Here is a 23350-nt window from a genome sequence, read left to right on the forward strand (position 1 = left end):
CTCGGCCTTGAAAAGCGCTCTGATGGTCAGACTCCAGAGGAATGTCTTCCTGCGGGCCATTGGAGCCACTGGCTGCAATGTTGGGGGAGCGGACTTCAACGGGACTTGAGCGGATGACGTCCCGAACGTGAGCCAATATATGGGCCTAGCTTTCCAAGCCGTCCAAGGACCAAAAGCTCGTCCGTGCAGTGCTACGTACGAAACACGCAAGATGGGAATGGAGCATGAATCGATGTCAGGCTTCCGGACGCAACGAAGAACGTCTCTTGATGCGGGACCCATCCGGACGGGGGAGGGAACATCCGCCCGAGATCGCGCACCTCATGCACTGTCTCCGCGCAGGGATAACATGCACCGATGCCGGTTCCCCGGGACTGGATTCTTGGGTGCAGAAATTGAATGTCATCCTGCCACGGTGTTCAGCTGGGTTCCAGCGATTCGAGATCTTGCGCCCGGCCCGCGAGCACAAGAGGGAAGTCGAGCGCTTCGGCTCTCCATTCAGTTAATCAGGGACTACGGAGGGAACCCTTTGCACCCCGCATCTCGACGCAAAGGAATAGAGGATTTTCGCTTGGTCCAGTCCTCTTCGTGACCGGATCGGAGGTAGCTCGTGGCTGCAGAATTTCGAAGGAGCTGAACCGGAATCTGTGCGCTCTGGGCTTCCACTCACCGCGCCTCCGATTCCGCAAGGAAGCCGACGACGCTGGTTCTTCCCACAAGGGAAACGTTGGAATCGGAGGTGCGGCAGTGGGTACCTCAGCTCAGGAAGTCTCCCCACAGTGACCACCGACGGTTCGATTCGACTTCAGGCAATATTCATCGGGCGTGAATCAGCGTTCGAAATTTCGCCTGGGAATGTTTCACGTGAAACGCGGGGGATGCCGAACCGGCCTCCCCTTGCCCTACGGCGACTGCCGCGGGGATCTCGAACGGGGGCCCGAAAGTGTTTCACGTGAAACAAGGAGGAGGCAGGGACCGGTGACCCGCGCGAGAGCGCTCACCTTTACTCAAGCTGCGGGGCGTTTGTTTCACGTGAAACAACACGGAGTTTTCAAGGTCGTCGGCCTGAGCCGACCCCGATAGTCTCGGGGATCCTGGTCGGATCGTGCCATGGGCCTATCTCGACATTATCGAGGCTCAGGCAGGTCCATGCAGGCGGGCAGTGCGGCGGCAATGATGTGCAAGCAGGCGAGTGCCTGTGCCGAATCGGCTGATAGCTCCGGGTAGTTGCCTTGCACCCGCCGACACACCTCCGCAAGCGCAGGTCACTCTTGATGCCGCGGAAGCACAGACCTGCCCGCCTGCTGCGCCGGATTGGCGTGATGGTCAACGGGGACAGCCGTGCCAGGTCTGAGTGGAGCTGGGTGCACGTCTACGACTGCACACATACGAGGCACAAGGGCGCCTTGTGGCGTCACGGGGAGACGGAGCATGAAGAGCGAGTCAGGAAATTGCGAAGTCTCGCGGCTGTTGATGGCCCCGCAAACACGTCCCTCGAGAGCCGGAGAGTTCCCCACCGAACCTGGCGGCGCCGGACCAAATACGCGGTGTCTCGAACAGGCGGCGGAGCGACCACGTCACCAGTGGCCGCCCCTGCCGGCGGAGGCCGTAATCATCGGGATTGCATGCCCTCGCTCTGGTGGTGGAGATCGATTGCGCACTCTCAACCGGGCGGAGAACAGGGAACCAAGGGAGTCTGCTCAGTGGAATGGTTAAGAAGTTCACTGCCAGATCGGTCAGTCGGGGCCATGGGACAGGGAGCCTCGCCCAGCACCCATGGGCACAGGCAGGGCGAAGTCTGGATGCTGGAGCGGGCGCGGATCGGCAGTGGCCGCATTTCGGGCAAGTGCTCGCTGGTTTTCGTTGGGAACCACTGTTGTCTGGCGCGTGATCCAGGTCTGGCACTGAGCAAGCAGGGACGACGCCGAGAATGACGGTGCCCCCACAACTCCCAGACGAGTATTTGATCGGCCAGGGATCCGTAAAGGGCAAGAGGGAGAGCATCCCTGGAAGGGCGCAAATGACCCCTGGCGCAGCAGTAAAGGTACGAGGCGGCCACAGCTACTGTAGGCATCCGACGAATCCGTGACGTGCATGCACCTGGCGTGGAAGAGAAGCATCCGCCAGCCCAGGCCCGTCCCTGGATGCCACGAAATTGTTGGCCGGGGGTGGAGAGCACTTTTCACTTGCCCGAGGCGTGGTTGCTGAGTGGACCCGCCAGGAAGCTGTTCCTCATGACTTTGAAACCCAAGGAACGTCGTTGCCGATCCGCCCCGATGCTTCATTGCTAAGCGATATCAGCCGAAGGGCTGGGCCCTACGATGGGACGGCAGTGGTCATTCCCACGCGAAGATCATGGATCGGCTCCTCCGCAACAAGTCGTGGATTGAACCAAGAACCTTCACCATGGGCGAGAAGGCCTGCCCGGACTTCTGTCGGATGGCTGGAACCCGGACGGGTCAACAGTTCCCTGCAGCTGAATATTTGCTGCTGTGGGGCCAGCAATATTGCCAGTGGTGACCATCCCGGGAAAACGCGAATATTCTCCATGGGAGCCACCAATGGCATGGCCGGGAGCCGCCTTGCCGTCGAGAGGTGGCCGCTGCCATGCCATGAGTCGGTCGGACCGGGGGCGGAACGATTGCCCGGGACAATCCGATCGGCGTTGCAAGGCCCCGGACCGGCATGGCCGGTTCAATCCTGCCGGCGCGGCGCCGCCGTTGCCGGGACCCGCCACCGGAATGTGCCTGCGCACGCTGCGTGGGCACATGTCACGCCGTCGCGGCCGGACGGTGTTCCGCCCGCAGCGCCCTCAGGCGGGCCGGTGCCCACGGTCCGGCCCCGGCGTCCACGACGACGCGGTCATGGGCCGGATCATCCACAACGCCCTCCGGATCGAGGCTGGAGGCTGCAACGTGCGTGTGAAGTTCGGCAGCGTTCAACATTGGTGGATCCGCCGGGGGCGGGTGGCTCCCATCCGGGCAGTTGCTGGCCCCCAACGGCAATATCGCTGGCTCCCAGGCACAATAATGGGTGGCCCCCAAAGCGTCGAATACTCACAGCGGAGGTTCCTGCTTCCAGCGGCAATGTCCCCAAGGGGAAGCGCCATCAATACCCGCGAATATTCACTTAAGGAGACTCGACCTTTTCGAGTTCGGCCCCGCGACCAAGTGGGTGGCGACCGTCGCTCCATGAGCGAACCTGGACACAAATCATCCAGGTGCTTCGAGAACCTCGGATCATGTGGCAGCGGCCGATGATGGAAGTGCCTCTCGTGGCCGAGCCGTTCCAGTGATCCTGTAGCGGGACCCAGAAACCGGCAGCACCCGTGGTTGCTGTATGCCTCCGGCACCGCGCCGGCGTTGGTGAGCTTCCCGGAGATGATCTGCGGACCCGAAAACGTCGATTTTTGGCGACATGGGAGGCATGGAACAATCTGGGTGGTGATGGTCAGGGAGCCCACATTGGCACCGAGACCGTGGACCAGGCTTTGCCCTGGAAGGCGAAAGCAGCTGGCGAGGCAAGAGTGGGCCAGCCGCTCCCGGGGCCGACGCCTTGTCGGCTCTGGGGCATTCGACTCTGGGCGGGACAGATGTTCGCGGAGGATGATTCCGTGAATCTCACTTGCAGCGGGTCGTCGACGGAAGCCGCGGACGTTGGCAAATCTGTTCCGAACCTCGTTTGGGAACGAAGTGGAGCCAGCACGGCTGCAAGCGCAAACAGGTCCTTCGATTCGGTGCCCGCCCAAGTGGGCGTATCGAATACTCCAGATGCCGACCGTTTTCCCTTGTTCGGTGGATCCTCTGAAACCTTCCAACTGCAGAAGGGTCAACATCGTTCGGGGTCATAACTGCCCGGATCGTAGGTGAGAACAGGGAGAAACTGGAATTTTTCGAAAGATCAATGATAAACAAGTGATATAGTTTGTTTTCAATTGTAGCTTGTCCCAGTGTCCATCGTTGGCTGCAACTGTCTCACCCTGGTGGGAGGTAGGGCCTTAAAAAGCTCGGTGCAGCCATCCCGAGGGAGTGGCTGCACCGAGTGGACAGAAAAGTCGCGGGCCTTACAGGTAAGCTGCGAATTCCTTTTCAAGGACCGGCTTCGGCTTGGCGCCGATCGAGGTGGCAACGTGCTCGCCGCCCTGGAAGACGTAGACGGCCGGGATGCTGGTGATGCCGTACTTGGCGGCGATCGCCGGGTTGTCGTCGACGTTGATCTTGACGACGTCGATCTTCTCGGCGTGCTCTGCGGCGATCTGCTCGAGGATCGGGGTCAGCTGGCGGCACGGTCCGCACCACTCTGCCCAGAAATCGACGATAACTGGCTTGGTGGCCTCGAGGACCTCGGCCTGGAAAGTTGCGTCGGTGACGTCTTTGGTCTGGCTCATGGCCTGCACCTTTCGTTAAGGATCTCTTCCCCGTTCTGGGGAAAGAAAATTAGTTGGAGACTGAAACTGCGTTTGCGGTTGCTGCGGCTTCGACATCGGCAAGGTAGTGCTCGACGTCAAGGGCGGCGGCGCAGCCCGAACCGGCGGCCGTGATGGCCTGGCGGTAGGAGGCATCGATGACATCGCCCGCGGCGAAGACGCCCGGCAGGCTGGTCTTCGAGGTGCGGCCCTCGACGGCGATGGTGCCCTCGGCGGTCAGGTCCAGGACGTCCTTGACGAGGTCGGTGCGTGGGTCGTTGCCGATGGCCACGAACATTCCGGTGACCGGAACGTCCTGGCGGGCATCGGTCTTGAGGTTGCGCAGGGTCATGCCGGTGACCTTCTGCTCGCCGGTGATGCCGACGACCTCGGAGTCCCAGATGAATTCGATCTTCGGGTGTGCCAGGGCGCGGTCGGCCATGATCTTGGAGGCGCGCAGGGTGTCGCGGCGGTGCACCACGGTGACCTTGGAGGCGAACTTGGTCAGGAAGAGGGCTTCCTCCATGGCGGAGTCGCCACCGCCGATGACGGCGATTTCCTGGTCGCGGAAGAAGAAGCCGTCGCAGGTCGCGCACCAGGAGACGCCGTGGCCGGCCAGGCGCTTCTCGTCGGGCAGGCCGATCTCGCGGTAGGCGGAGCCGGTGGAAAGGATCACGGCGTGGGCACGGTAAACGGTGCCGTCGCCCAGGGTGACGACCTTGACGTCCCCGGCCAGTTCGACGGCGGTGACGTCGTCAAAGAGTATCTCGGCGCCGAAGCGCTCGGCCTGCTTCTGCATGTTGTCCATCAGGTCCGGGCCCATGATGCCCTCGGGGAAGCCCGGGAAGTTTTCCACGTCGGTGGTGTTCATGAGCTCGCCGCCGGCGGTCACCGAACCGGCGATGACCAAGGGCTTCATGTTGGCACGTGCCGTGTAGACGGCAGCGGTGTAGCCCGCGGGGCCGGACCCGATGATGATGACGTTGCGGATGGCGTCTTGTGCTTCTGTGGCCACGGGTGCGTGAACCTTTCATGAGTGCGGTCTTGTTTCAAACACACCGCGGGGAAGAGGGGCTATGCGGCATAACAGCGAATGCCTTGGTGGTATTCCCGGCCCTGTCCGGCTAGGAGACGCGGAACTCGCCGATCTGCAGTCCGTACGGGCGTGAGGCGTTGGCCCCCGACGCGCGGCGCGGCAGCTCGGTGACGTTCAGGAACACGTATTGCCCCTGGGCGCTGGCGTCATCTTCGCCGCTGACCGGTACGGTGACCGTCGGACCCGTGAAGGAACCGCTGGAAACCATCTTGGCATCGGAAAGGTTGTTGGTCTTGCCCACGCGGATCTCGAAGGAACCGCCGGAGCCGTTGAGGCCCTCGAGCTGGATCTCGGAGATGTCGGACTGCTTCTTCAGCTCCACGATGAACACCATGTTGGAGGCCAGGCCGCCGAACTGCGGGGACGTGTAGGAGTAGGACTTGTACAGGCTCGCCGGGTTGCCGTCGATGGCCTTGGCCAGCGTGTTGTCGGTGTCCGAGTTGAGGTCCTGGTTTCCGGGGACCAGGCGCGTGATGTCCGCGATCTTCGGCTTGACCGCCTCGGCGCTGGGGGACTGCGAGGTCTCCCCGCTGGCGCTGCCTGATTCGGTTGCGCTCTGCGTGGGGGTGCCGGTGGCCACGGGGGAGGGCTTGCCTCCGCCGAGGGTGTTGTAGGCGAAGACGACGGCCAGCACCAGGACGGCGCAGAGCAGGGCGCCGACCAGCAGGCGCGTGGTCTTCTTGCCGCCCTCGCCGGCTTCCTCGTCCTCGTATTCGTCGGCAAGCGGCTCCGAATAGGACTGGGCCGCCACCGGGAAGCTGGAGGGCACTCGCTGGCCCGATTCGTCGACGGTGATGCCGCGGGACTTCTGTGCCGCGGCCAGGGCGGCCGCCGAGGTCACCACGGGCTCCTCGGCGTGGTCCGGCTGCTCCATCCGGGTGACCTTGGGTGCGGGCTTGACGACGGGCGGAGCCGGGGGAGTGACGGGCGCTGCCATGGTGGCCGCGGGGGCCTCGGGGGAGGGGACAACCGGGGCCGCGGGCGACGGTGCCGAGGATGCGGGCACCGCGGGTGCCTGTTCGGTGCTCGAGCCCACCGTGGCGGGCGGCGCGACGGGCGCTGCCGCCGGGGGGACCTGCCTGCCGCGGGTGAAACGGCCCTTGATGTTGTTCAGCTTCTCGTTGAGGCTGATCTCCGGAAGCCTGTCCAGCATGGCCGGACGCTGCTCTTCCTGGGCGCGCTGGTCCTCGTAGTACTCGGCGTCGTCCTCGTAGCTCGCTGGCTCCGAGGAGCGGGACACGCCAAAGATCTCGGTGCCCAGGGTGTCGGTGTAGAACGGCTCGACGTACGTCGAGTCGGCCTGGACCACCAGGTCAAGGAGGTCGGCCGGCTCCGCGAGGTTTGTCACCAGATAGGTGTTGCCCTCGGAAATGCCGAGGTCAAGGACCTGCACCGCGGCGTAACGTTCACCGGTGGCGATTTCGCGCGCGCTCGTGGCCAGCTGCGAGGCATTGGCCGTTGAACCGACGAGTATGCTCACCGGACGGTTGAGCACCTGGTCGATGCCACTGAGTACCTGGTCTCCGTCTGCCGAGGTCAAGACCGATTCGGTCACCTGGTAGCGGCCGCCAAGCACGGCGCCAGCGTCGATGGGCTGCGACACGATTCCCTCCCGGGATTACTTTGCGTTGCCGGCACCCTCATGGGTGCCCCGTTCCATGTTACCGGGCCGGGGATGGGAATTCGTGAAGAGCAAGCCCGATGTCGCCGGTGCGGCGGGCACGCGAAGCCCGCTTGCGAAGGCACCTAGCGCCGCAGCACAGGGATCCGGCGGGCCAGCGGGCCGAGGAAATTATCCAGCTCCTCGGAGCGGATCAGCCGCAGCAAGACGATGTAGACCACGGCCATGACGGAACCGACGACGGCAATCGAAATGATGGCCGAACCGATGGAACTCCATGCGAATCCCCAGCTGTATCCGCCCAGCAGCCACAGCACCCCGGCGCCCGCCATGCCCGAAAGGGCGGCCATCACACCGATCCGCACATAGCTGTCGATCACCTGGGCGACGCCGTAGTCCCCGTAGCGGCGGACGACCAGAACGTGCGCGATCACCGCGGAGAGCACGTTGGTCGCCCCGTAGATCAGGGCCACGGCCCGGGCGATCTCCGTCGCAGGCAGGACCTGCACCGCACCGAAGGCCAGCACGACGCACAGCACGGCGATGACCGTTTGGATCAACATGGGCGTCTTGGTGTCCTCCTCGGCGAAGAAGACCCGGATCATGAAGAAGTGGATCGACTTGAACGGCAGCCCCAGCGTGGTGAGCAGCAGCAGCTGGCCGATGGCGGCGCCCTGCAGCATCGCGGTGGAGGAACTGCCGGCAAACAGCCGGCCCAGCGGCCCGGCGAGCACGATGAAGGCCACCGTGGCAAAGACGATCGGCACGGCGGTTGTACGCAATCCGCGGGAGAGCAACGGTGCGATGTCCCCGCGGCGCTTCTCGTGGAAGGCCTTGGTGAATTCGTTGAAGAGCATCGTGGCCAGGGTGAGGGCAAAGATCGAGTGCGGCAGCACCGTGATCAGCTGGGAGGTGTTCAGCGCCTGCTCGCCGGGAATGTTGGCGCCGCCGAAGGGCATGCCCTCACGGGCATTGGTGGCGGCGGAGACGAACTTCGAGTTCACCAGCGAGGCGATGTTGCCGACCATCATCGAGCCCAGGGTCCACGCGGCAAGCTTGCCCACGTGGCGCAGGCCCATGCCGCGCCAGGAAAAGTCCGGGCGCAGGTTCAGCCCGATGCGGCGCAGCGGCAGGAACAGGGCCAGGGCCTGGACGACGATGCCCAGGGTGGCTCCACCGGCCAGCAGGACCGTTTGGGAGCTCGTCCAGCCATCCAACTGGTCGTTCCCGCCGCCGTAGGAGCCAAAGAGGACGATGAACGTGCCGATGGTGAGGATCTGCACCACGTTGTTGGCCACCGGTGACCACATGTAGGCGGTGAAGCGGTTGTGGGCGTTGAGCACCTGGCCGATGACCGCATAGACGCCGTAGAAGAAGATCTGCGGCAGGCACCAGTAGGCGAACGTGGTTCCCATGGCGATCATGGGTTCGGTCCAGTTGAGGGTCAGCACCTTGATCAGCGGCCCGGCCATGGAAACGAGCAGCACCGTGGCCAGGCCCATCACCACGATGGTGAGGGTCACCAGCTTGGAGGTGTACGCCGAACCGCGGTCGGAGGCCTTCGAGGCCTTGATGAGCTGGGGGACCAGCACCACGTTGAAGATGCCGCCGGCCAGCAGCATGAAGATGATCGTCGGGATGACATTCGCCTTCTCGAAGATGTCGGCCATCGTGGTGCTCGAGCCGATGGCAACGGCCAGCAGCGCGGTGCGGATGAATCCGAGAATGCGCGAGACCATGGTGCCCGAGGCCATCAGGGCATAGGCCTTGGACTGGCGTTGGGCCTGTTGCTCTGCCGGCGCGTGCGGGATCTTGGGTGGCGTGCCTGGGCGCGCGGGGTGCTTAGATACCTGGGACATAGTTGGGGAGTACTTCGCGCGCAAGATCGGCGATGCGCCGCTCATTGGGGAAGGACAGGCGTTTGCCTAGATCGAGCAGGGGAACCCAGGCCACGTCCACGGCTTCGTGGTCGGGGTCGTTTTCAATGGTCAGTTCGCCGCCCGTGGCACGCAGCAGGAAATGGTGCACGGTCTTGTGGACGCGGTAGTTGGTGACGGTGAACCAGTAGTCGACAGAGCCAAGCGGTGCCAGGATGTCCCCGGCGATCCCGGTTTCTTCCTCGATCTCGCGCACCGCGGCCTCTTCGTTGGTTTCCACGCCCTCGGGGTGTCCCTTGGGCAGGCACCATTCGAGCCGTCCGCCGCGGTTGTAGCGGGCAATGATGGCCACCGGAAGGCTGGGAAGTGACGTGTCGATGACGACGCCGCCGGCCGAAACCTCTTCCACGGTGGGTAGCGGGTGGTGCCCGGGGCTCACCTGCGCCTGCGCATGCGCCATTGACGCAGTCAACGGCGTGCGCTTCGGGGCGCTGGGAACTGGATGAGCCATGGCAACCACTCTATCGGTTCCGCGGCGCTTAGTGGCTTGCCCCGCCCGGCCTCCGCGTGTTATTCGTGTCTTCGTTACGGGGCGGTGATGTTGGCGGCGTGTGGAAGCTAACGCCGAATTGAAGTGGCCGGGATCATGGCACTATCCAGAAAGTCTGGCACCCTTAAAGAACTATGCAGCAACTACCGTCCCCCCAGGTTCTCACCGAACTATTGCCCCCCGTCATCTTTGAGCTGGGACAGCGATTCGTCGACTCCGGTTTTGAACTCTCCCTGGTGGGAGGCCCGGTGCGGGACCTCTTTCTCGGCAGGGTGTCCCCGGACCTGGACTTCACCACCAGCGCCTCCCCCGATGAAACCCTGGCCGTGGTGGCCGGGTGGGCGGATGCCACCTGGGAAGTGGGACGCGCCTTCGGCACCATCGCCCTGCGCAAGGACCAGCACACCATCGAGGTGACGACCTACCGGGCCGACGCGTACGACCCGTCCTCGCGCAAGCCCATCGTGGCCTTCGGGGACAAGCTCGAAGACGATTTGTACCGCCGCGACTTCACCATGAACGCCATGGCCCTGCGCCTGCCGGACCTGGAACTGGTGGACCCCTACAACGGGGCCGTCGACCTGGCCGCCGGCGAGGTGCGCACGCCCGGGGCACCCTCGATGTCCTTCTCCGACGACCCGCTGCGCATGATGCGCGCGGCGCGTTTTGCCTCCCAGCTGGGGATCGATGTGGCTGCCGACGTGCGGGCCGCCATGTCGGAAATGGCCGAACGCATCAAGATCATCTCGGCCGAGCGGGTCAGGGACGAACTGGTCAAGCTCATCAACGGCGCTCACCCGCGCGCGGGCATCGACCTGCTGGTGGACACCGGGCTGGCCGACATCGTGCTCCCGGAGGTCTCCGCCCTGCGCCTGGAGATCGACGAGCACCACCGCCACAAGGACGTCTACCAGCATTCCCTGACGGTGCTCGAACAGGCCATGGAACTGGAAAGCGATGCCGACGGGCCGGTGCCCGGACCCGACTTCGTGCTGCGCTTCGCGGCCCTGATGCATGACATTGGCAAGCCGGCCACCCGCAAGTTCGAGCCCAACGGGGCCGTCAGCTTCCGCCACCACGACGTGGTCGGCGCCAAGCAGGTCAAGGCGCGCATGCGCGCCCTGCGCTTCGACAACGACTCCATCAAGGCCGTTGCCCGGCTGGTGGAGCTGCACATGCGCTTCTACGGATACGGCGATGCCGGGTGGAGCGATTCGGCGGTGCGCCGCTACGTCCACGATGCCGGGGACCTGCTGGAGCGCCTGCACCGGTTGACCCGTTCCGATGTCACCACCCGCAACCGCAAGAAGGCCGACCGACTCAGCTTCGCCTACGACGATCTTGAGGCCCGCATCGTCGAGATCAGCGAGCAGGAGGAGATGGCGGCCGTTCGCCCGGACCTCAACGGTCAGCAGATCATGGAGCTGTTGGAGATCAAGCCCGGCCCGGTGGTGGGACGCGCCTACAACTTCCTGCTCGAACGCCGCCTGGACAACGGCCCGATCGACCGGGACGAAGCGGTATCCGTGCTTCGCGAGTGGTGGGCGCAGCAGCCGGAGTCAACCGAGCAGTAGTCCAGGCAGGTCTTCGAAGGGCTTCGTATCGGCGTGTCGAAAGCAACACGCCGATATGGGGCCCTTTCCTTAAAGTTTTCCCAAATTGATGTGGCGCAATGTCGCATCGTTGTGTATCGTGGAACCTGTGATTGAGAAGTCTCAATGAGACATCGAGATCGAGTAGACAATATTGGCGCCAGATGTTTCTGGCATGTTCTTCCAGAAAAGGAGGTGGGAATGATGATTAATTCAATGAATTTCGGCGGCTTCTATGTGCCCCGTCATGGCTTCGGCGGCTTTACCGCTCGAGCAACTTCCCCTGCCTCCGGAATGGCGCCCTGCTAGTACTTCCCTAGCTTTTCAAAGTTCCCGAGGCTGATGAGTCATTAATCGACCAAATCCTTGAGGAACTTTCATCATGTCTACCCAGATCTCTTCGATCACCACCCAGGCTGCTCGCTCCGCCGAACTCATATTCGCCGGACCTGAAGCGCTGCATGCCCGCACCACTCGGCCGGCCGAACAGGCCGCCTTCCGCACCTCCAACAAGGTCGAGGGGAGGTAGCCACCGTGGCTGCAAAAAACCGAAAGCCAAAGAACAAGGCTTGGCTTCAGACGCAGTTCAACCCGGACAACCGGGATCGTGAACTACGTAACCACCTTCCGATGGACATGGTCTTTCGCGTGCGGTGAGTGAATTAGGATCGGGCATCCACAGCCGATCCGGAATTCAGCTCATTCACCGACACAGGAGCAAGACCCATGGAAACAACTGAAACCCACAGTGCAAAGCCCGCCGGCTTCACCGGCGGGCTTTGCCGCTTAAACTGACGCTTCGCTTAGCTCCGTCGAGTTGATGACCATGCCCGGGTCCAGTTGCGCACGCCAGTGGCGCAGGAACGCCAGCCCTGCATGGTCGTGGATGACCTCGTCGCCCAGGCCAAGATCCCCGGCCGTGAGCACAGGGTATGGTTTCCCGGCGGGAATGCCATCACCCGGGCGTACATCCACGTGGCTGACCTCGTGTCCGTGAGCAGCCAGCCAATCGGCCATGGCATAGTCCGTGCGCGAATCGCCGACGGTGAACCACGCTCCGGGCACAATCCCGTCGGCGGACAAGAGATTCAGCGCCCGCCTGGCACCGAGGTCCTTGCCCAGTGCCACCGACTCGATGTCCGTGGAGATGATGGTTGGATCCACCCGGTATTCGATCCCGCTGTTGGCGTCCGGCAGGCTGACCTCGAGGCGCTCCACGCCAAGACCCAGGCGAATCATAGCTTCCAGGGCGGCCGCGTCGAAGTCCGCCTGGACGCGCCGGTACTCGGTGTTGTCGGCATCGATGTTTTGCTCGACGGAGACCATGGCGCGCTTGGTCTCGTCAAAGAACATGTGCGAGGCGAAGGAGGAAGCCACCAACTCCCGAATCTCATCCGAGTAGTGCCCTGGAACAGCGAGATCGTGGTCCACCTGCACCTCGCCGGCGCCTGTCGAATCGAAGGTGAACCAGGTGGCACCCTTTTCGCAGATCGCGTGGATCTTCAACGTCGATGGCATTCCCGCCGCGATCATGGGCGCCATCACCTGCTGCTTGATGAAATCATCCGATCGTCCCGTGTTGAAGACAACGGGAATTCCGGAGACTGCAAGATCCAGCAGCAGCCCAATGATTTCCGGGGCGACGTCGCGGGTCACTGGAGAGGCAATCGGTCCGTCGACATCGAGAAGCAAGGCAAATGGAGATGTTGTGGGCATGTGCCCCATTCTCCCACTGCCTTCTCCGGCCGCAGAATCCGGTCTTCTGACAACCGTCCCACGACGCTGGGAGGAGTTGTCCACAGATATTCTTTTCCTCACTTTTGGGCTTCAGGACTTTCTAGGATGGGGTCATGGCAAAGATCAAACGGAGAATATCCGTGGCACTAGGAATATGCTGCGCAGGACTGTTTATTGCCTCCTGCACCCAGGGCGGGGATATCGAGAACCCCGGACAAGAAACCATTTCGGGGGCCGGGCTCCCGGTCGAGTCAGAGCCGGTGACGAGCTCCGGTATGCGAAGGACCCAGATCGTTGATCCGGTGTGGAGCATCAAGATCAAGGCCTTGGCCCAGCCGCAAACGGCCAATGGTGTTGTGGTCGTTCTGGCCCAGGGCAAGGATTCACCTGAACTGGTGGGACTAACCGAATCCACGGGCAAACGTCTGTGGAATGCCCCGGCGGCGCGCGGAATGATCCCCACAGGCATGTCGATGGGGGTGGATCTTAGCAAGACCTCGAACGGCAAGGACGTGGTGTTGCTGCTCAAGAAGTCCAAGCCCCGGGACGGTTGGGGCGGCACTGTCTGGGCCAAGCCGGTGGCCCTTGACATACAAACGGGGAAGTCCGTGTATGAGGGACCGGCGCAGGTGATCGAGTCGTTCCCCAGCCAATGCCCCGACGAAAAAGACATGTGTTACACATCGATCAACCCGTACACCAACGGTTCCCAACGGATGCGCGTCGACCTCTCCAAGGGGATCCAACGAACACTCATCCCGCACCATGAAGTCAAGGACACGATCTTCCCGATTTCCGGCGGGGAGCTGTATGGACATTACCGAGGGAAGACGGCCCACCTCCTGAAGCTTGATGGGGACAACAAGTCGTGGGAGGTGCCACTGGCAAAAGCCATGGGAAAGAAATACTCCACTTCACGAGGATGGGACATCGACTACTCATCGGCATTAGGTGTCTACTCGGGGTCGATCGGGCAAAAGTTCACAACGAAGAAGGACAAGAACGGCAAGGTCGTCGCCCGGGACTGGGACTTTACCCAGGACAAGATGATCGGGCTCGACGCGGAGAACGGAAAGGTGCTGTGGAGCGCAACCGGCGCAAACAGGGCCTGTCTCGCGCCCATGGAAACGCACAACACGGTCCTTGAAAACGGGCGATCGTATCCTGTGCGATGTATCTATGAATCGGGGGCTGTGCACTTTGGCGCAGCAGACACCGGAAAGCTCGAGAACGAGCGAGTGCGGCTGGAAGGTTTTGATCCTGTCACAGGGAAGGTCATCTGGAAGACCCAGACCTACTCGCCAAAGCCAGAGGAGGACATCGAATTGGCCCAGGCTCCGGCCGACGGAGGTTCCACTCTGCTACTTAGCGTGGAAAAGAAGCCGACCATTCTCGATACCCGCACCGGGGAGACCATGGAGGCGGGCCCAGACGAACGTTTCCTGTGTTCCAAGTCGGCGCACTATGAGGAGCCGGAGGAGGCAAATGCCGGTACCCTGCTCTTTCCCTGTACGGCCAGTGGAAAGAAAGCCGTCGGAACCAGTGCAGGAGCCCTTGAAATGCTCAATCGCCAAGGGAAATATGCCGTGGTGGGATACGCCGATGCTGTCGCTGCCTACCCGGTGGAGCGACCAGCCGGAAGGTGAGGCACTCCGGTGGCGGGGGTGGGTTCGGCAAGCCGTGCCAGCGCCCGCCGCTCCCGCGGTGGTAGCTTGAAGGTGAATCAAGGAAAACCAAACGCCTTGGTCTTCCTCATCCCCCGAACACCGGGAATCCAGATAGGGGACACACGATGACAGCGACGCCAGAAACCGACATGAGTGATCTTGCGATTGCCTCGCGGGCGGTGCTCAAGCCAATTTCCGAGATAGCCGAGTCGGCGGGGATTCCGGAAGAAGCGGTTGAGGCCTATGGCCGGTACAAGGCCAAGATTGATCCGGCACTCTTGACGGCACGCGGCGTGAAGCCAGGAAAAGTGGTCTTGGTCAGCGGCATTTCCCCGACCCCTGCCGGTGAAGGGAAATCCACCATGGTGGTGGGCCTGGGGGATGCGCTGGCCGCCAGCGGAACCAAGACCATGATTGCCCTGCGTGAACCGTCCCTGGGACCGATCTTCGGCATGAAGGGCGGAGCCACCGGCGGAGGCTATTCCCAGGTCCTGCCCATGGATGAAATCAACATGCATTTCACCGGGGACTTCCACGCCATCACCAGCGCCAACAACCTGTTGATGGCGTTGCTCGACAACCACCTGCACCAAGGCAATGCATTGGGCATTGACCCGCGACGCATCACGTTCAAGCGGGTCCTGGACATGAACGACCGCGCCCTGCGCAACATCGTCATCGGCCTTGGCGGCCCCACCGAGGGCGTCCCGCGCGAAACGGGATTCGAGATCACCGTGGCCTCGGAGGTCATGGCGGTCTTCTGCCTGGCCAACGGCCTCGAGGACCTGCGCGACCGCCTCGGACGCATGACCATCGGCTACACCTATGGCAAGGCCCCGGTCACGGTCGATGACCTCGGCGCCGCCGGAGCCATGGCCATGCTGCTCAAGGACGCGATCAAGCCCAACCTTGTCCAGACCATGGCTGGCACTCCCGCCTTCATCCACGGAGGCCCGTTCGCCAACATCGCGCACGGCTGCAACTCCGTAATAGCCACCAACACCGCACGCTCGCTGGCAGACATCGTAGTCACCGAGGCCGGCTTCGGCGCAGACCTTGGCGCCGAGAAGTTCATGGACATCAAGGCCCGCTATGCGGGCTGCAACCCCGACGCGGTCGTCCTGGTGGCCACCATCCGGGCGTTGAAGATGCACGGGGGAGTGGCTAAGGACGGCCTCAAGGAAGAAAACGTCGAAGCCGTGCGCCTGGGCATGGCAAACCTCGCCCGGCACGCCTCGAACATCAAGAAGTTCGGGATCCAGCCGGTCATCGGCCTGAACAAGTTTGCCACCGACACCGACGGTGAACTCGCGGTTGTCACCGAGTGGGCCGCCGCGAACGGCATCGAATGCGCCGTGGCCGATGTCTGGGGCCAAGGCGGTGCGGGGGCCGAGGACCTGGCCGCCGCCGTCCTGCGCGCCATCGAGGCACCGAACAACTTTGCCCCGCTCTACGACCTGGATCAGCCTGTCGAAAACAAGATCCTGACCGTGGTCCGCGAGATCTACGGAGGAGACGGCGTCGAGTACTCGGCCGGGGCCAAGCGGATGCTTGAGCAAATCCACGCCAACGGGTGGGACAACCTGCCGGTGTGCATGGCCAAGACCCAATACTCGTTCTCCGACGACCCCAAGCTCCTGGGCGCCCCCGAGGGATTCACGCTGCAGGTCCGGGACCTCATCCCCAAGACAGGTGCCGGCTTCATCGTGGCAATCACCGGTGCGATCATGACCATGCCGGGCCTTCCCAAAATCCCGGCCGCCATGCGCATGGACGTCGATGAAAACGGAAACGCAGTGGGCCTGTCATAGGGCGCCTGCAGCACAGGTACTGCGACGTGCCCCGAAACCGGCAAAAACGAGCTTAAATGCCGAAGCCACCACATACGTGGTGGCTTCGGCATTTGGCCCCCGGGAGCGCGGGGCGTGAAGTGCCTAGCGTTCGATGTCGCCGCGGATGAAGGCCTCGACCTTTTCCTTGGCGATGTCGTCGTTGAACTGCTCCGGCGGGGACTTCATGAAGTATGACGACGCCGAGACCAGCGGTCCGCCGATTCCGCGGTCAAGGGCGATCTTGGCGGCACGCACGGCGTCGATGATGACACCGGCGGAGTTCGGGGAATCCCACACCTCGAGCTTGTACTCCAGGGACACCGGGGCGTCGCCGAAGTTGCGGCCCTCAAGGCGGACGAAGGCCCACTTGCGGTCATCGAGCCAGGCGACGTAGTCGGACGGGCCGATGTGCACGTCGTCCGCTTCCAGCTTGGCCGAGGTGTTGGAGGTGACGGCCTGGGTCTTGGAGATCTTCTTGGATTCCAGGCGGTCGCGCTCAAGCATGTTCTTGAAGTCCATGTTGCCGCCGACGTTCAGCTGGTAGGTGCGGTCCAGGACCACGCCGCGGTCCTCGAACAGCTTGGCCATCACCCGGTGGGTGATGGTGGCGCCGATCTGGGACTTGATGTCGTCGCCCACGATCGGGACACCCGCAGCGGTGAACTTGTCGGCCCATTCCTTGGTTCCGGCAATGAACACCGGCAGGGCGTTGACAAAGCCCACGCCGGCGTCGATGCATGCCTGGGCGTAGAACTTGGCCGCCGCGTCGGATCCGACAGGCAGGTAGCAAACCAGCACGTCGACCTTGGCGTCCTTCAGGGCCGCAACCACGTCCACCGGCTCGGCGGAGGATTCGGTGATGGTCTCGCGGTAGTACTTGCCCAGGCCGTCAAGGGTGTGGCCGCGCTGCACGGTGATGCCCGTGGTGGCAACGTCAGCGATCTTGATGGTGTTGTTCTCGGAAGCGAGGATGGCGTCGGCCAGATCCAGTCCGACCTTCTTCTCGTCCACATCGAAGGCCGCAACGAACTGCACGTCGTTGACGTGGTACTTGCCGAACTGGACATGCATCAGTCCGGGAACGGCGGCCTGCGGGTCCGCGTCACGGTAGTACTGGACACCCTGGACCAACGAGGTGGCGCAGTTGCCCACGCCAACGATTGCAACCCGAATCGGATTTTCCGACACCTTTGTCTCCTCAAAATCTAAAACTTCCAGGCAGGGGAAGACCCGCCGCCCGGCACACTTTCAATGCTAAGTGAGAAGCCGTGCCGGTTATTCCCCAGGGGGTTCCACGAGGGTGGGGAGGGGCCCCCGATCAGGTCCGAGAGCCCCGTTCGCTCAGCCACCAACGCCGGATCCGCAACAGCATTGCCAATGCCGGACGGGGCAAGGTGGTGCGGACCCGCTGCCGGAAGGCGACCTCCTTCACCATTGCCAATTGCGCCTCTGACGTGGCCAATGTCTGGTTCGTGGCGCGCTGCGCGTAATGGGCCAGGGCCGAGGCGAACTCCGGGCCGCGGCGGTGGAAGTAGTTCTCGCGCAACCACGCACGATTCGGGAAAGAAAAGTGCAACGAAGCCGCGTCATCTAGGGTTCCGAGCAGGCCCGAACCACGGAAAACCGAGTTGAGCATCGCATCATTGAGCCCGAAGTCGGTCAGGACCAGCACCGGCAACCCGCGGTCCACCGCCTCCAGGGCCGCGGTTGAGGAGACCGTCAGCAACGCGGAACCGGGAGCCAGCGATTTCTCCATGGGGCCCGTCACGAACTCCACATGCCCGTTCCCGATCTTCCCGGCGGCGACCAGCTCCTCCCACAGGCTGTCGTAGGGGTGGGCCTCGAGGTGGGTCTGGGGTTCCCCGGCCCGGGCACGGAGCTTGACCACGACCCGGACCGCCGGGTTCAGCCTCGCCACCTTCTCCAGGGCCAGCAGGATCTCCTGGCGCTCGGCACGCTGCACCGGGACCTTGGCCTGGGCCGCGAACACCACGGTGTCGATGGGGGATGGAGCCGGCTGCGGGAACCCCGCGGTCTTCAGGAACGGCAGCTTGGAGACCAAGACGTCGGGGCGGTGCCCGGTTTCCGCCTCCGCCAGTTGCAGGAACTCGCGGGCCTCGGCATGGGAATGCACGATGAACGCATCTCCGCTGCGCCGGTAGGCCCATCCCTTGGCGGTGGCCGGGTAGGCGACTCCGGGCAACGCCGAGATCAGTGCGGAGGGGCGCACCGCATTGGCCCTCGAGCGCAGGAGCTTGGTGAAAAGCTCGCTGACCACCGGTCCGGTGGCCGCGGCAAAGATGATGTGCGCATCCAGCGAGCGGTAATCCAGGGCTGCACGCGGCAGCACCGGGATCTGCACGTCCTGGAAGCAGGTGCCCGAGGTGGCGGCGGCAACCTGTTCGGGCGTCGGCGCGATGGGGGTGCGCACCAGCACCACGCGTCGGTCCCATTCCGGTCCCAGGGCATCGAGCGTGGTGCAGGCGAGCTTGAGGTAGGAATCCGAGTCGGCCACCGCAACGATGCTTGGCCTGGCAACGGGTGTGTTCATGTGGGCAGCAGCTCCAGGGACGAGGACAAGTGGGAACGAAGTTCTTCCGTGGCGGCGGGCGTCCACCAGGCACCGGGAACCTGCTTGCCGATGATCCGCACGCCCGATCCGCCCAGCAGCAGCCGCAACGAGGGCAGTGCGGTGGAGGGCAGGGCGCGGACCAATTGGCCGCGGCGCAGGGCGCGCAGGCGCATCTCGATCGGGATGGTGTGCTCGCGCACCGCGATCTTCTGGTGCGTGGCCAGCAGGCCCAGGAATTCCGGGGATTCGCGGCGGTGCGGGAAGTAGGCGACCGGCCCGTCGAGGGTCAGCGAATGCAGCCAGCGGAAGTACGGGTCCGGGTGGATCAGCCCGTCGGCGGCCATCGCGGAGCCGACCACCACGGTGGGTTCGGCGATCCGCTCGGCCACCGGCTGGGTGTTCAGCCACTCGAAGCGGTGCGATTCCAGGTGCCCGCCAAGCTCGCGGAACCTGCGCGCCACCTCCGGCTCCACCGGCAAGGCGGTGAAGACCAGAAGCCGAGAGGCCCGGGCCAGGGCGCGCAGCCGGTACCAGCTGGCAATCCCCAGCGCGCGGCGCGCCGCGTTGGGGTTGGAGCGCGGGCGCACCAGCGCTGTCGGTTCGCTGGCCACCAGCGCCCGGATGAGCCCGAGCGTGGCCAGCCCGTCGTCGATGACCACGATTTCCTGCACCGCGATGTGGCCCAGCAGTGCGCGCTGGACCCGGCCCGAGTACGCGTCCCCGGTCACCCAGCGCCGCGCGCCGGCCGATCCCGGGGCCGGGGGCACCTGTGTGGGGGGCGCGAACTCCACGCCCGCCGGTGCCCGGGCCATCAGCGTGGCCAGCGTGGCATCCAGCGTCGTGGTGCCCCCGCGCGGGTGGATGCGGCTGGAAGTGCCCAGCAGCCCGGCGCCGTGCGCCTCGATCGCGGAAAGCAGCTGCAGCGGGGACTCGACCCAGACCTCGGCGTGGCCGAAGCGGGGTCGGGCCACGCCGGAATCCGCCCGGTACTCAGCGGGAGGCACGGGAGGCCCCCTCCTGCAGCGTGCGTGCCAGGCGCTGCAGCGAGCGGGTCCCGACGCGCAGCGCGCGGCGCTGCAGCCGGCGGCCCCAGTGGCGGCGGCGCCGCGGGTGCGCCCAGTGCGGGGGAAGATCCAGTGCGGCCAGCCGCCGACGCTTGAAGTGGGCGCCGAAGCGCGAGTAGTTCGCCTCCAGGAACGCCGCGGCCTCCCCGCGCAGTCCGGGCAGGTTCTCGTATTGCATGCAGTAGGCGACCGCGCGCAACAGGGGCGTGAGCTCGTCGTTCGGCCCCGCTTCCGCGGGCGTTTGGAGCTTCTGGACGAGCAGGGCATCGACGATCGAGACCGGGATGCGGTTGGAGTTCTGGTAGGGGCCCAGTTCCTGCAGCAGCTCCGCGGTGCCCACGGCGATCACCGGGGTGCCGAGCATGTACCTGGCGCTGAGCAGGGCGGTGGAGAAGCAGGAGATGACCACCAGCGGCTTCATGAGCGTGATGACGGTTTCGGCCAGCAGGTCGGTGTCCAGGATCTCGAAGCCCAGGCCCAGGGATTCGGCGCGGGCCCGCAGCTGCAGCGCTGCCGTGGGCCCCGAGCTCGGGTGCGGCTTGAACACCACGGACGAGGCCCCGGCGTCGCGGGCGGCCAGCAGCATCCGGTGGTGCAGCTCGAGTTCGGCGGCGGCATCGAGGATTCCCAGCGAGCCGAGGTACTGGCCCACCACCAGGGCGGCGCCGGGGGGCAGGTCCAGCTCGGCAGGATCCAGGCCCGCTGCAAGTTCGGCAAAGACGGCGGCCAGCGACTCGAGGCCCAGGACCTTGCGTTGCACCGGGGCCTCGAGCAGCAGCATGGGCTCGAGGCCCGGGACCAGGTCGATGTGGATGGTCTCGCGCAGGCGCTGGAGCATCTGCATCGACTGCTTGTTGCGGGTGGGGCCGTAGGACATCAGTCCGTCCGAGTGCACCGAGATCGGGGCGTCGAAGAAGATCCGGGCCATTGCCTGGGCTGGGTTCACCTGGATGGATTCGAGCACCAGGGACACCCGCTCCTCGCCGAGGTTCCAGCGGTGGCGCAACAACTTCTCGAAGAGCGGCAGCTCCTCGTTCCGGGGGTTGAATTGCCCGGGGCGGCGCGGCCACAGCAGCTCGCCGAGGTCCACCACGTCGTCGAAGCGCGCGGCCAGCGCATCGAACCCCGGGTTCTCGCGCAGCGGGGTGGTGATTTCTGGCATCTGGCTGCCGTTGGCCAGCACCAGGACGCGGCGGTCGGCGTCCGGGAGCAGGCCCGCATCGACCATCGCTGCCAGCGAAACGACCTGGAAGTAGGCGGAGGCCTGGATAAGTTGGATCATTTGCTTCTCCCCTTGGCCGCGGCCGAAGGCAGCAGGCCGGTCAATGTCTTGCGGCGCTTGGCGTCGATTTGGGCCAACCCGTCATCCAGCAGCGGCGCGGGTATGACTGCGAGCCGCTCCGCAATGCCCTCGCGCAGAGACCGGCGCAGGGCGGGAGGGAACTGGGCAGACCGCCCCAGGTGGTGGCAGGAAATGGCGATGAACTGGCGCAACGCCTTGGGCCCGTGGGCCTCGTGCGCCGGGTCGCCCAGCACCATGTCCAGGATTCCGGCGAAGGCGTCAAGGAAGTCCAGCTGGCGGTCGTCGAAGACCTGTGTGAGCGAGCCGGGCAGCCCGCGGCGGTAGAAGATCCCGTGGGCGTTGAGCACCGCGTAGCTTTTCGCCTTCAGGGCGAGCTCCCAGAACCAGGGCCGGTCCTCGCAGGTGCGCAGCTCCTCGTTGAACCGTGGCGCGGCGGAGCTCAGCATCTCGGCGCGGTACATGCCCGCCCAGACCAGCGGATAGTCGATCATGGTCGCGGTGTGGATGGGCGAGATGTCGTCGGTCGGGTCCAACACGACGTTTCGGTTCGCCTGCGGGGCCCGGTACAGGGTCCGGTTCCCGCCGGTCACGCGCACGTGGTCGCAGCGCACGTAGTCCACGTCCAGTTCCTCAAGCCCGTCGGCCAGCTGGGCCAGGTGGTTGGGGGCAAACCAGTCATCGGGATCCAGGAACACCACGAATTCGCCGCTGGCGTTTTCCAGCCCGGTGTTGCGGGCCGCGGAGACTCCGCGGTTTGCCGGGTGGGTGATGATCCGCAGCCCCGGAAGCCCGGAGGCGAACTGGCCGGCGATTGCCGCGGTGGCATCGGTGGAGGCGTCATCGATGACCAGGACCTCGAGCTCCCGGGCGCCCAGCCGTTGGCGGGCCAGCGAGGCCAGGGTGTCGCCAATGAAGTCCTGTTGGTTCATGGCCGGGACGATGACGCTGATGCGTCCGGGGATGCGGGCCTTGGCGGAGGGACGTTCGGATGTGGAAGGCATGGGGATCTCGGGGTGGTCCTTAAGTCTGGAAAAGCTGGTTGGCGGCGCGGGGGCCACCTAGCCCCGTGGGGTGCCCGCCCCAAAGGCGGACACCCCACGGGGCTGATGCTATGCGGAAAGGCTGCGGATCAGGCGTCGACGCGGCGCAGGCGGGACAGCGGTGCCAGCTCGCCCGGGAAGACCTTCTTGACGCCGTCGCCCATGGCTTCCTCGAGGATGTGGATGTCGCGGATCAGTGCCTCGAAGCCCTTGGGCTCCAGTGAGGAGGCCTGGTCCGAGCCCCACATGGTGCGGTCCAGGGTGATGTGGCGCTCGACGGTGACGGCGCCAAGGGCGACGGCGGCCAGCGAGATCTGCAGGCCGCGCTCGTGGCCCGAGTAGCCGACCGGCACCTGGTAGCGCTCCTGCAGCGTGGTGATCATGCGCAGGTTGGCCTCTTCGGGAGGCAGCGGGTAGGTGGAGGTTGCGTGCATCATGACCAGGTTGGAAGTGCCGAGGGTTTCCACGGCCTTGTCGATCTGTTCGATGGTGGACATGCCGGTGGAGAGGATGATCGGCTTGCCGGTCTGTGCCAGGGCCTGCAGCAGCTCGATGTCGGTGACCGAGGCGGAGGCGACCTTGTGGGTCACCGCGCCCTGCTCTTCCATGAACTCGACCGAGGGGACGTCCCACGGGGAGGCGAAGGCGTGCAGGCCCTGCGCGGCGGCGTAGCGGATCAGTTCCTTGTACTGGGCTGCATCGAACTCGACGCGGTAGCGGTAGTCCATGTAGGTCATGTCGCCCCACGGGGTGGAGCGGATCTTGTCGCGCATGTCCATCGGGGTGGAGATCTCCGGGGTGCGCTTCTGGAACTTCACGGCGTTGGCGCCGGCCTTGGCGGAGACGTCGATGAGCTGCTTGGCGATTTCCATGTCGCCGTTGTGGTTGATGCCGATCTCGCCGATGACGTAGACCTGCTGGCCGGTGCCCAGCAGCTGCTCGCCGATGGCGACGGGTGCGGTTTCAGTGGTGGTGATAGTCATGGGGACATGCC

At 64.4% G+C, this 23350-nt stretch carries 17 protein-coding genes; 4 read left to right on the plus strand and 13 right to left on the minus strand.

Annotated features, from left to right (window positions below; genetic code table 11):
- Window positions 1-2771 precede the first annotated feature (2771 nt).
- The 6 genes from JOF46_RS02680 to JOF46_RS02705 all read right to left on the minus strand — a co-directional run bounded on the left by JOF46_RS02680 (window position 2772) and on the right by JOF46_RS02705 (window position 9510).
- The gene (locus tag JOF46_RS02680; protein ID WP_209905903.1) at window positions 2772-2945 is read right to left on the minus strand and encodes a hypothetical protein; all 174 of its coding nucleotides are present in this window, start codon (window positions 2943-2945) and stop codon (window positions 2772-2774) included.
- Window positions 2946-4063: 1118 nt separating this feature from the next.
- Complete coding sequence (gene trxA / locus JOF46_RS02685; RefSeq protein ID WP_209905904.1) at window positions 4064-4387, minus strand: thioredoxin; 324 nt, start codon at window positions 4385-4387, stop codon at window positions 4064-4066.
- A gap of 49 nt (window positions 4388-4436) precedes the next feature.
- Complete coding sequence (trxB, locus tag JOF46_RS02690; RefSeq protein ID WP_209905905.1) at window positions 4437-5420, minus strand: thioredoxin-disulfide reductase; 984 nt, start codon at window positions 5418-5420, stop codon at window positions 4437-4439.
- A gap of 109 nt (window positions 5421-5529) precedes the next feature.
- Window positions 5530-7104, minus strand: a complete 1575-nt coding sequence (locus JOF46_RS02695) for a hypothetical protein (protein WP_209905906.1) — start codon at window positions 7102-7104, stop codon at window positions 5530-5532.
- A gap of 143 nt (window positions 7105-7247) precedes the next feature.
- Window positions 7248-8981, minus strand: coding sequence for a murein biosynthesis integral membrane protein MurJ (gene murJ, locus JOF46_RS02700; RefSeq protein WP_245347975.1), 1734 nt, complete (start codon window positions 8979-8981; stop codon window positions 7248-7250).
- Window positions 8965-9510, minus strand: a complete 546-nt coding sequence (locus JOF46_RS02705) for an NUDIX hydrolase (RefSeq protein ID WP_175475393.1) — start codon at window positions 9508-9510, stop codon at window positions 8965-8967. The genes murJ and JOF46_RS02705 overlap by 17 nt, the downstream gene beginning before the upstream one ends.
- A 173-nt stretch (window positions 9511-9683) precedes the next feature.
- On the opposite strand from JOF46_RS02705, the gene JOF46_RS02710 reads away from it, so the two are divergent.
- Both JOF46_RS02710 and JOF46_RS02715 read left to right on the plus strand, forming a co-directional pair.
- A complete protein-coding gene (locus JOF46_RS02710) occupies window positions 9684-11123 on the plus strand; it encodes a CCA tRNA nucleotidyltransferase (RefSeq protein WP_209905908.1) in 1440 nt (479 codons plus the stop codon).
- A 400-nt stretch (window positions 11124-11523) separates the two neighbouring features.
- Entirely contained in the window at window positions 11524-11670 is a 147-nt protein-coding gene (locus tag JOF46_RS02715) for a hypothetical protein (protein ID WP_175475394.1), read from the plus strand.
- Window positions 11671-11927: 257 nt separating this feature from the next.
- On the opposite strand, the gene JOF46_RS02720 is transcribed toward JOF46_RS02715, so the two are convergent.
- A complete protein-coding gene (locus tag JOF46_RS02720; RefSeq protein WP_245347976.1) occupies window positions 11928-12857 on the minus strand; it encodes a Cof-type HAD-IIB family hydrolase in 930 nt (309 codons plus the stop codon).
- Between the two features lie 134 nt (window positions 12858-12991).
- Between JOF46_RS02720 and JOF46_RS02725 the strand changes: the two genes are divergently transcribed.
- Window positions 12992-14524 (plus strand): outer membrane protein assembly factor BamB family protein, encoded by a 1533-nt coding sequence (locus tag JOF46_RS02725; protein WP_209905910.1) that lies wholly within the window; start codon window positions 12992-12994, stop codon window positions 14522-14524.
- A 146-nt stretch (window positions 14525-14670) separates the two neighbouring features.
- On the plus strand, window positions 14671-16356 hold the full coding sequence (locus tag JOF46_RS02730) for a formate--tetrahydrofolate ligase (protein ID WP_209905911.1): 1686 nt from the start codon (window positions 14671-14673) through the stop codon (window positions 16354-16356).
- A 123-nt stretch (window positions 16357-16479) separates the two neighbouring features.
- Here JOF46_RS02730 and JOF46_RS02735 read toward each other — a convergent pair whose 3' ends face one another.
- The 6 genes from JOF46_RS02735 to JOF46_RS02760 form a co-directional block, all read right to left on the minus strand.
- Window positions 16480-17565, minus strand: coding sequence for an inositol-3-phosphate synthase (locus JOF46_RS02735; RefSeq protein WP_209905912.1), 1086 nt, complete (start codon window positions 17563-17565; stop codon window positions 16480-16482).
- A 130-nt stretch (window positions 17566-17695) separates the two neighbouring features.
- Window positions 17696-18928, minus strand: coding sequence for a DUF6716 putative glycosyltransferase (locus JOF46_RS02740; protein ID WP_209905913.1), 1233 nt, complete (start codon window positions 18926-18928; stop codon window positions 17696-17698).
- Window positions 18925-19953 (minus strand): hypothetical protein, encoded by a 1029-nt coding sequence (locus JOF46_RS02745; protein ID WP_209905914.1) that lies wholly within the window; start codon window positions 19951-19953, stop codon window positions 18925-18927. Before JOF46_RS02745 ends, JOF46_RS02740 begins: the two co-directional genes overlap by 4 nt.
- A complete protein-coding gene (locus tag JOF46_RS02750; RefSeq protein ID WP_209905915.1) occupies window positions 19940-21295 on the minus strand; it encodes a polysialyltransferase family glycosyltransferase in 1356 nt (451 codons plus the stop codon). The genes JOF46_RS02745 and JOF46_RS02750 overlap by 14 nt, the downstream gene beginning before the upstream one ends.
- Window positions 21292-22317, minus strand: a complete 1026-nt coding sequence (locus JOF46_RS02755; protein WP_209905916.1) for a glycosyltransferase family 2 protein — start codon at window positions 22315-22317, stop codon at window positions 21292-21294. The genes JOF46_RS02750 and JOF46_RS02755 overlap by 4 nt, the downstream gene beginning before the upstream one ends.
- Before the next feature lie 128 nt (window positions 22318-22445).
- Window positions 22446-23339 (minus strand): N-acetylneuraminate synthase family protein, encoded by an 894-nt coding sequence (locus JOF46_RS02760; RefSeq protein ID WP_209905917.1) that lies wholly within the window; start codon window positions 23337-23339, stop codon window positions 22446-22448.
- Between the last annotated feature and the right edge of the window lie 11 nt (window positions 23340-23350).

This window comes from Paeniglutamicibacter psychrophenolicus (assembly GCF_017876575.1).
Classification (GTDB): domain Bacteria; phylum Actinomycetota; class Actinomycetes; order Actinomycetales; family Micrococcaceae; genus Paeniglutamicibacter; species Paeniglutamicibacter psychrophenolicus.

What these genes read in the sequence shown, in the direction of transcription:
- JOF46_RS02680 (WP_209905903.1), bottom strand. Translation starts at nt 2,945, where the DNA reads ATGTTGAACGCTGCCGAACTTCACACGCACGTTGCAGCCTCCAGCCTC.
- trxA (WP_209905904.1), bottom strand. Translation starts at nt 4,387, where the DNA reads ATGAGCCAGACCAAAGACGTCACCGACGCAACTTTCCAGGCCGAGGTC.
- murJ (WP_245347975.1), bottom strand. Translation starts at nt 8,981, where the DNA reads ATGTCCCAGGTATCTAAGCACCCCGCGCGCCCAGGCACGCCACCCAAG.
- JOF46_RS02705 (WP_175475393.1), bottom strand. Translation starts at nt 9,510, where the DNA reads ATGGCTCATCCAGTTCCCAGCGCCCCGAAGCGCACGCCGTTGACTGCG.
- JOF46_RS02710 (WP_209905908.1), top strand. Translation starts at nt 9,684, where the DNA reads ATGCAGCAACTACCGTCCCCCCAGGTTCTCACCGAACTATTGCCCCCC.
- JOF46_RS02715 (WP_175475394.1), top strand. Translation starts at nt 11,524, where the DNA reads ATGTCTACCCAGATCTCTTCGATCACCACCCAGGCTGCTCGCTCCGCC.
- JOF46_RS02720 (WP_245347976.1), bottom strand. Translation starts at nt 12,857, where the DNA reads ATGCCCACAACATCTCCATTTGCCTTGCTTCTCGATGTCGACGGACCG.
- JOF46_RS02725 (WP_209905910.1), top strand. Translation starts at nt 12,992, where the DNA reads ATGGCAAAGATCAAACGGAGAATATCCGTGGCACTAGGAATATGCTGC.
- JOF46_RS02730 (WP_209905911.1), top strand. Translation starts at nt 14,671, where the DNA reads ATGACAGCGACGCCAGAAACCGACATGAGTGATCTTGCGATTGCCTCG.
- JOF46_RS02740 (WP_209905913.1), bottom strand. Translation starts at nt 18,928, where the DNA reads ATGAACACACCCGTTGCCAGGCCAAGCATCGTTGCGGTGGCCGACTCG.
- JOF46_RS02750 (WP_209905915.1), bottom strand. Translation starts at nt 21,295, where the DNA reads ATGATCCAACTTATCCAGGCCTCCGCCTACTTCCAGGTCGTTTCGCTG.
- JOF46_RS02755 (WP_209905916.1), bottom strand. Translation starts at nt 22,317, where the DNA reads ATGCCTTCCACATCCGAACGTCCCTCCGCCAAGGCCCGCATCCCCGGA.
- JOF46_RS02760 (WP_209905917.1), bottom strand. Translation starts at nt 23,339, where the DNA reads ATGACTATCACCACCACTGAAACCGCACCCGTCGCCATCGGCGAGCAG.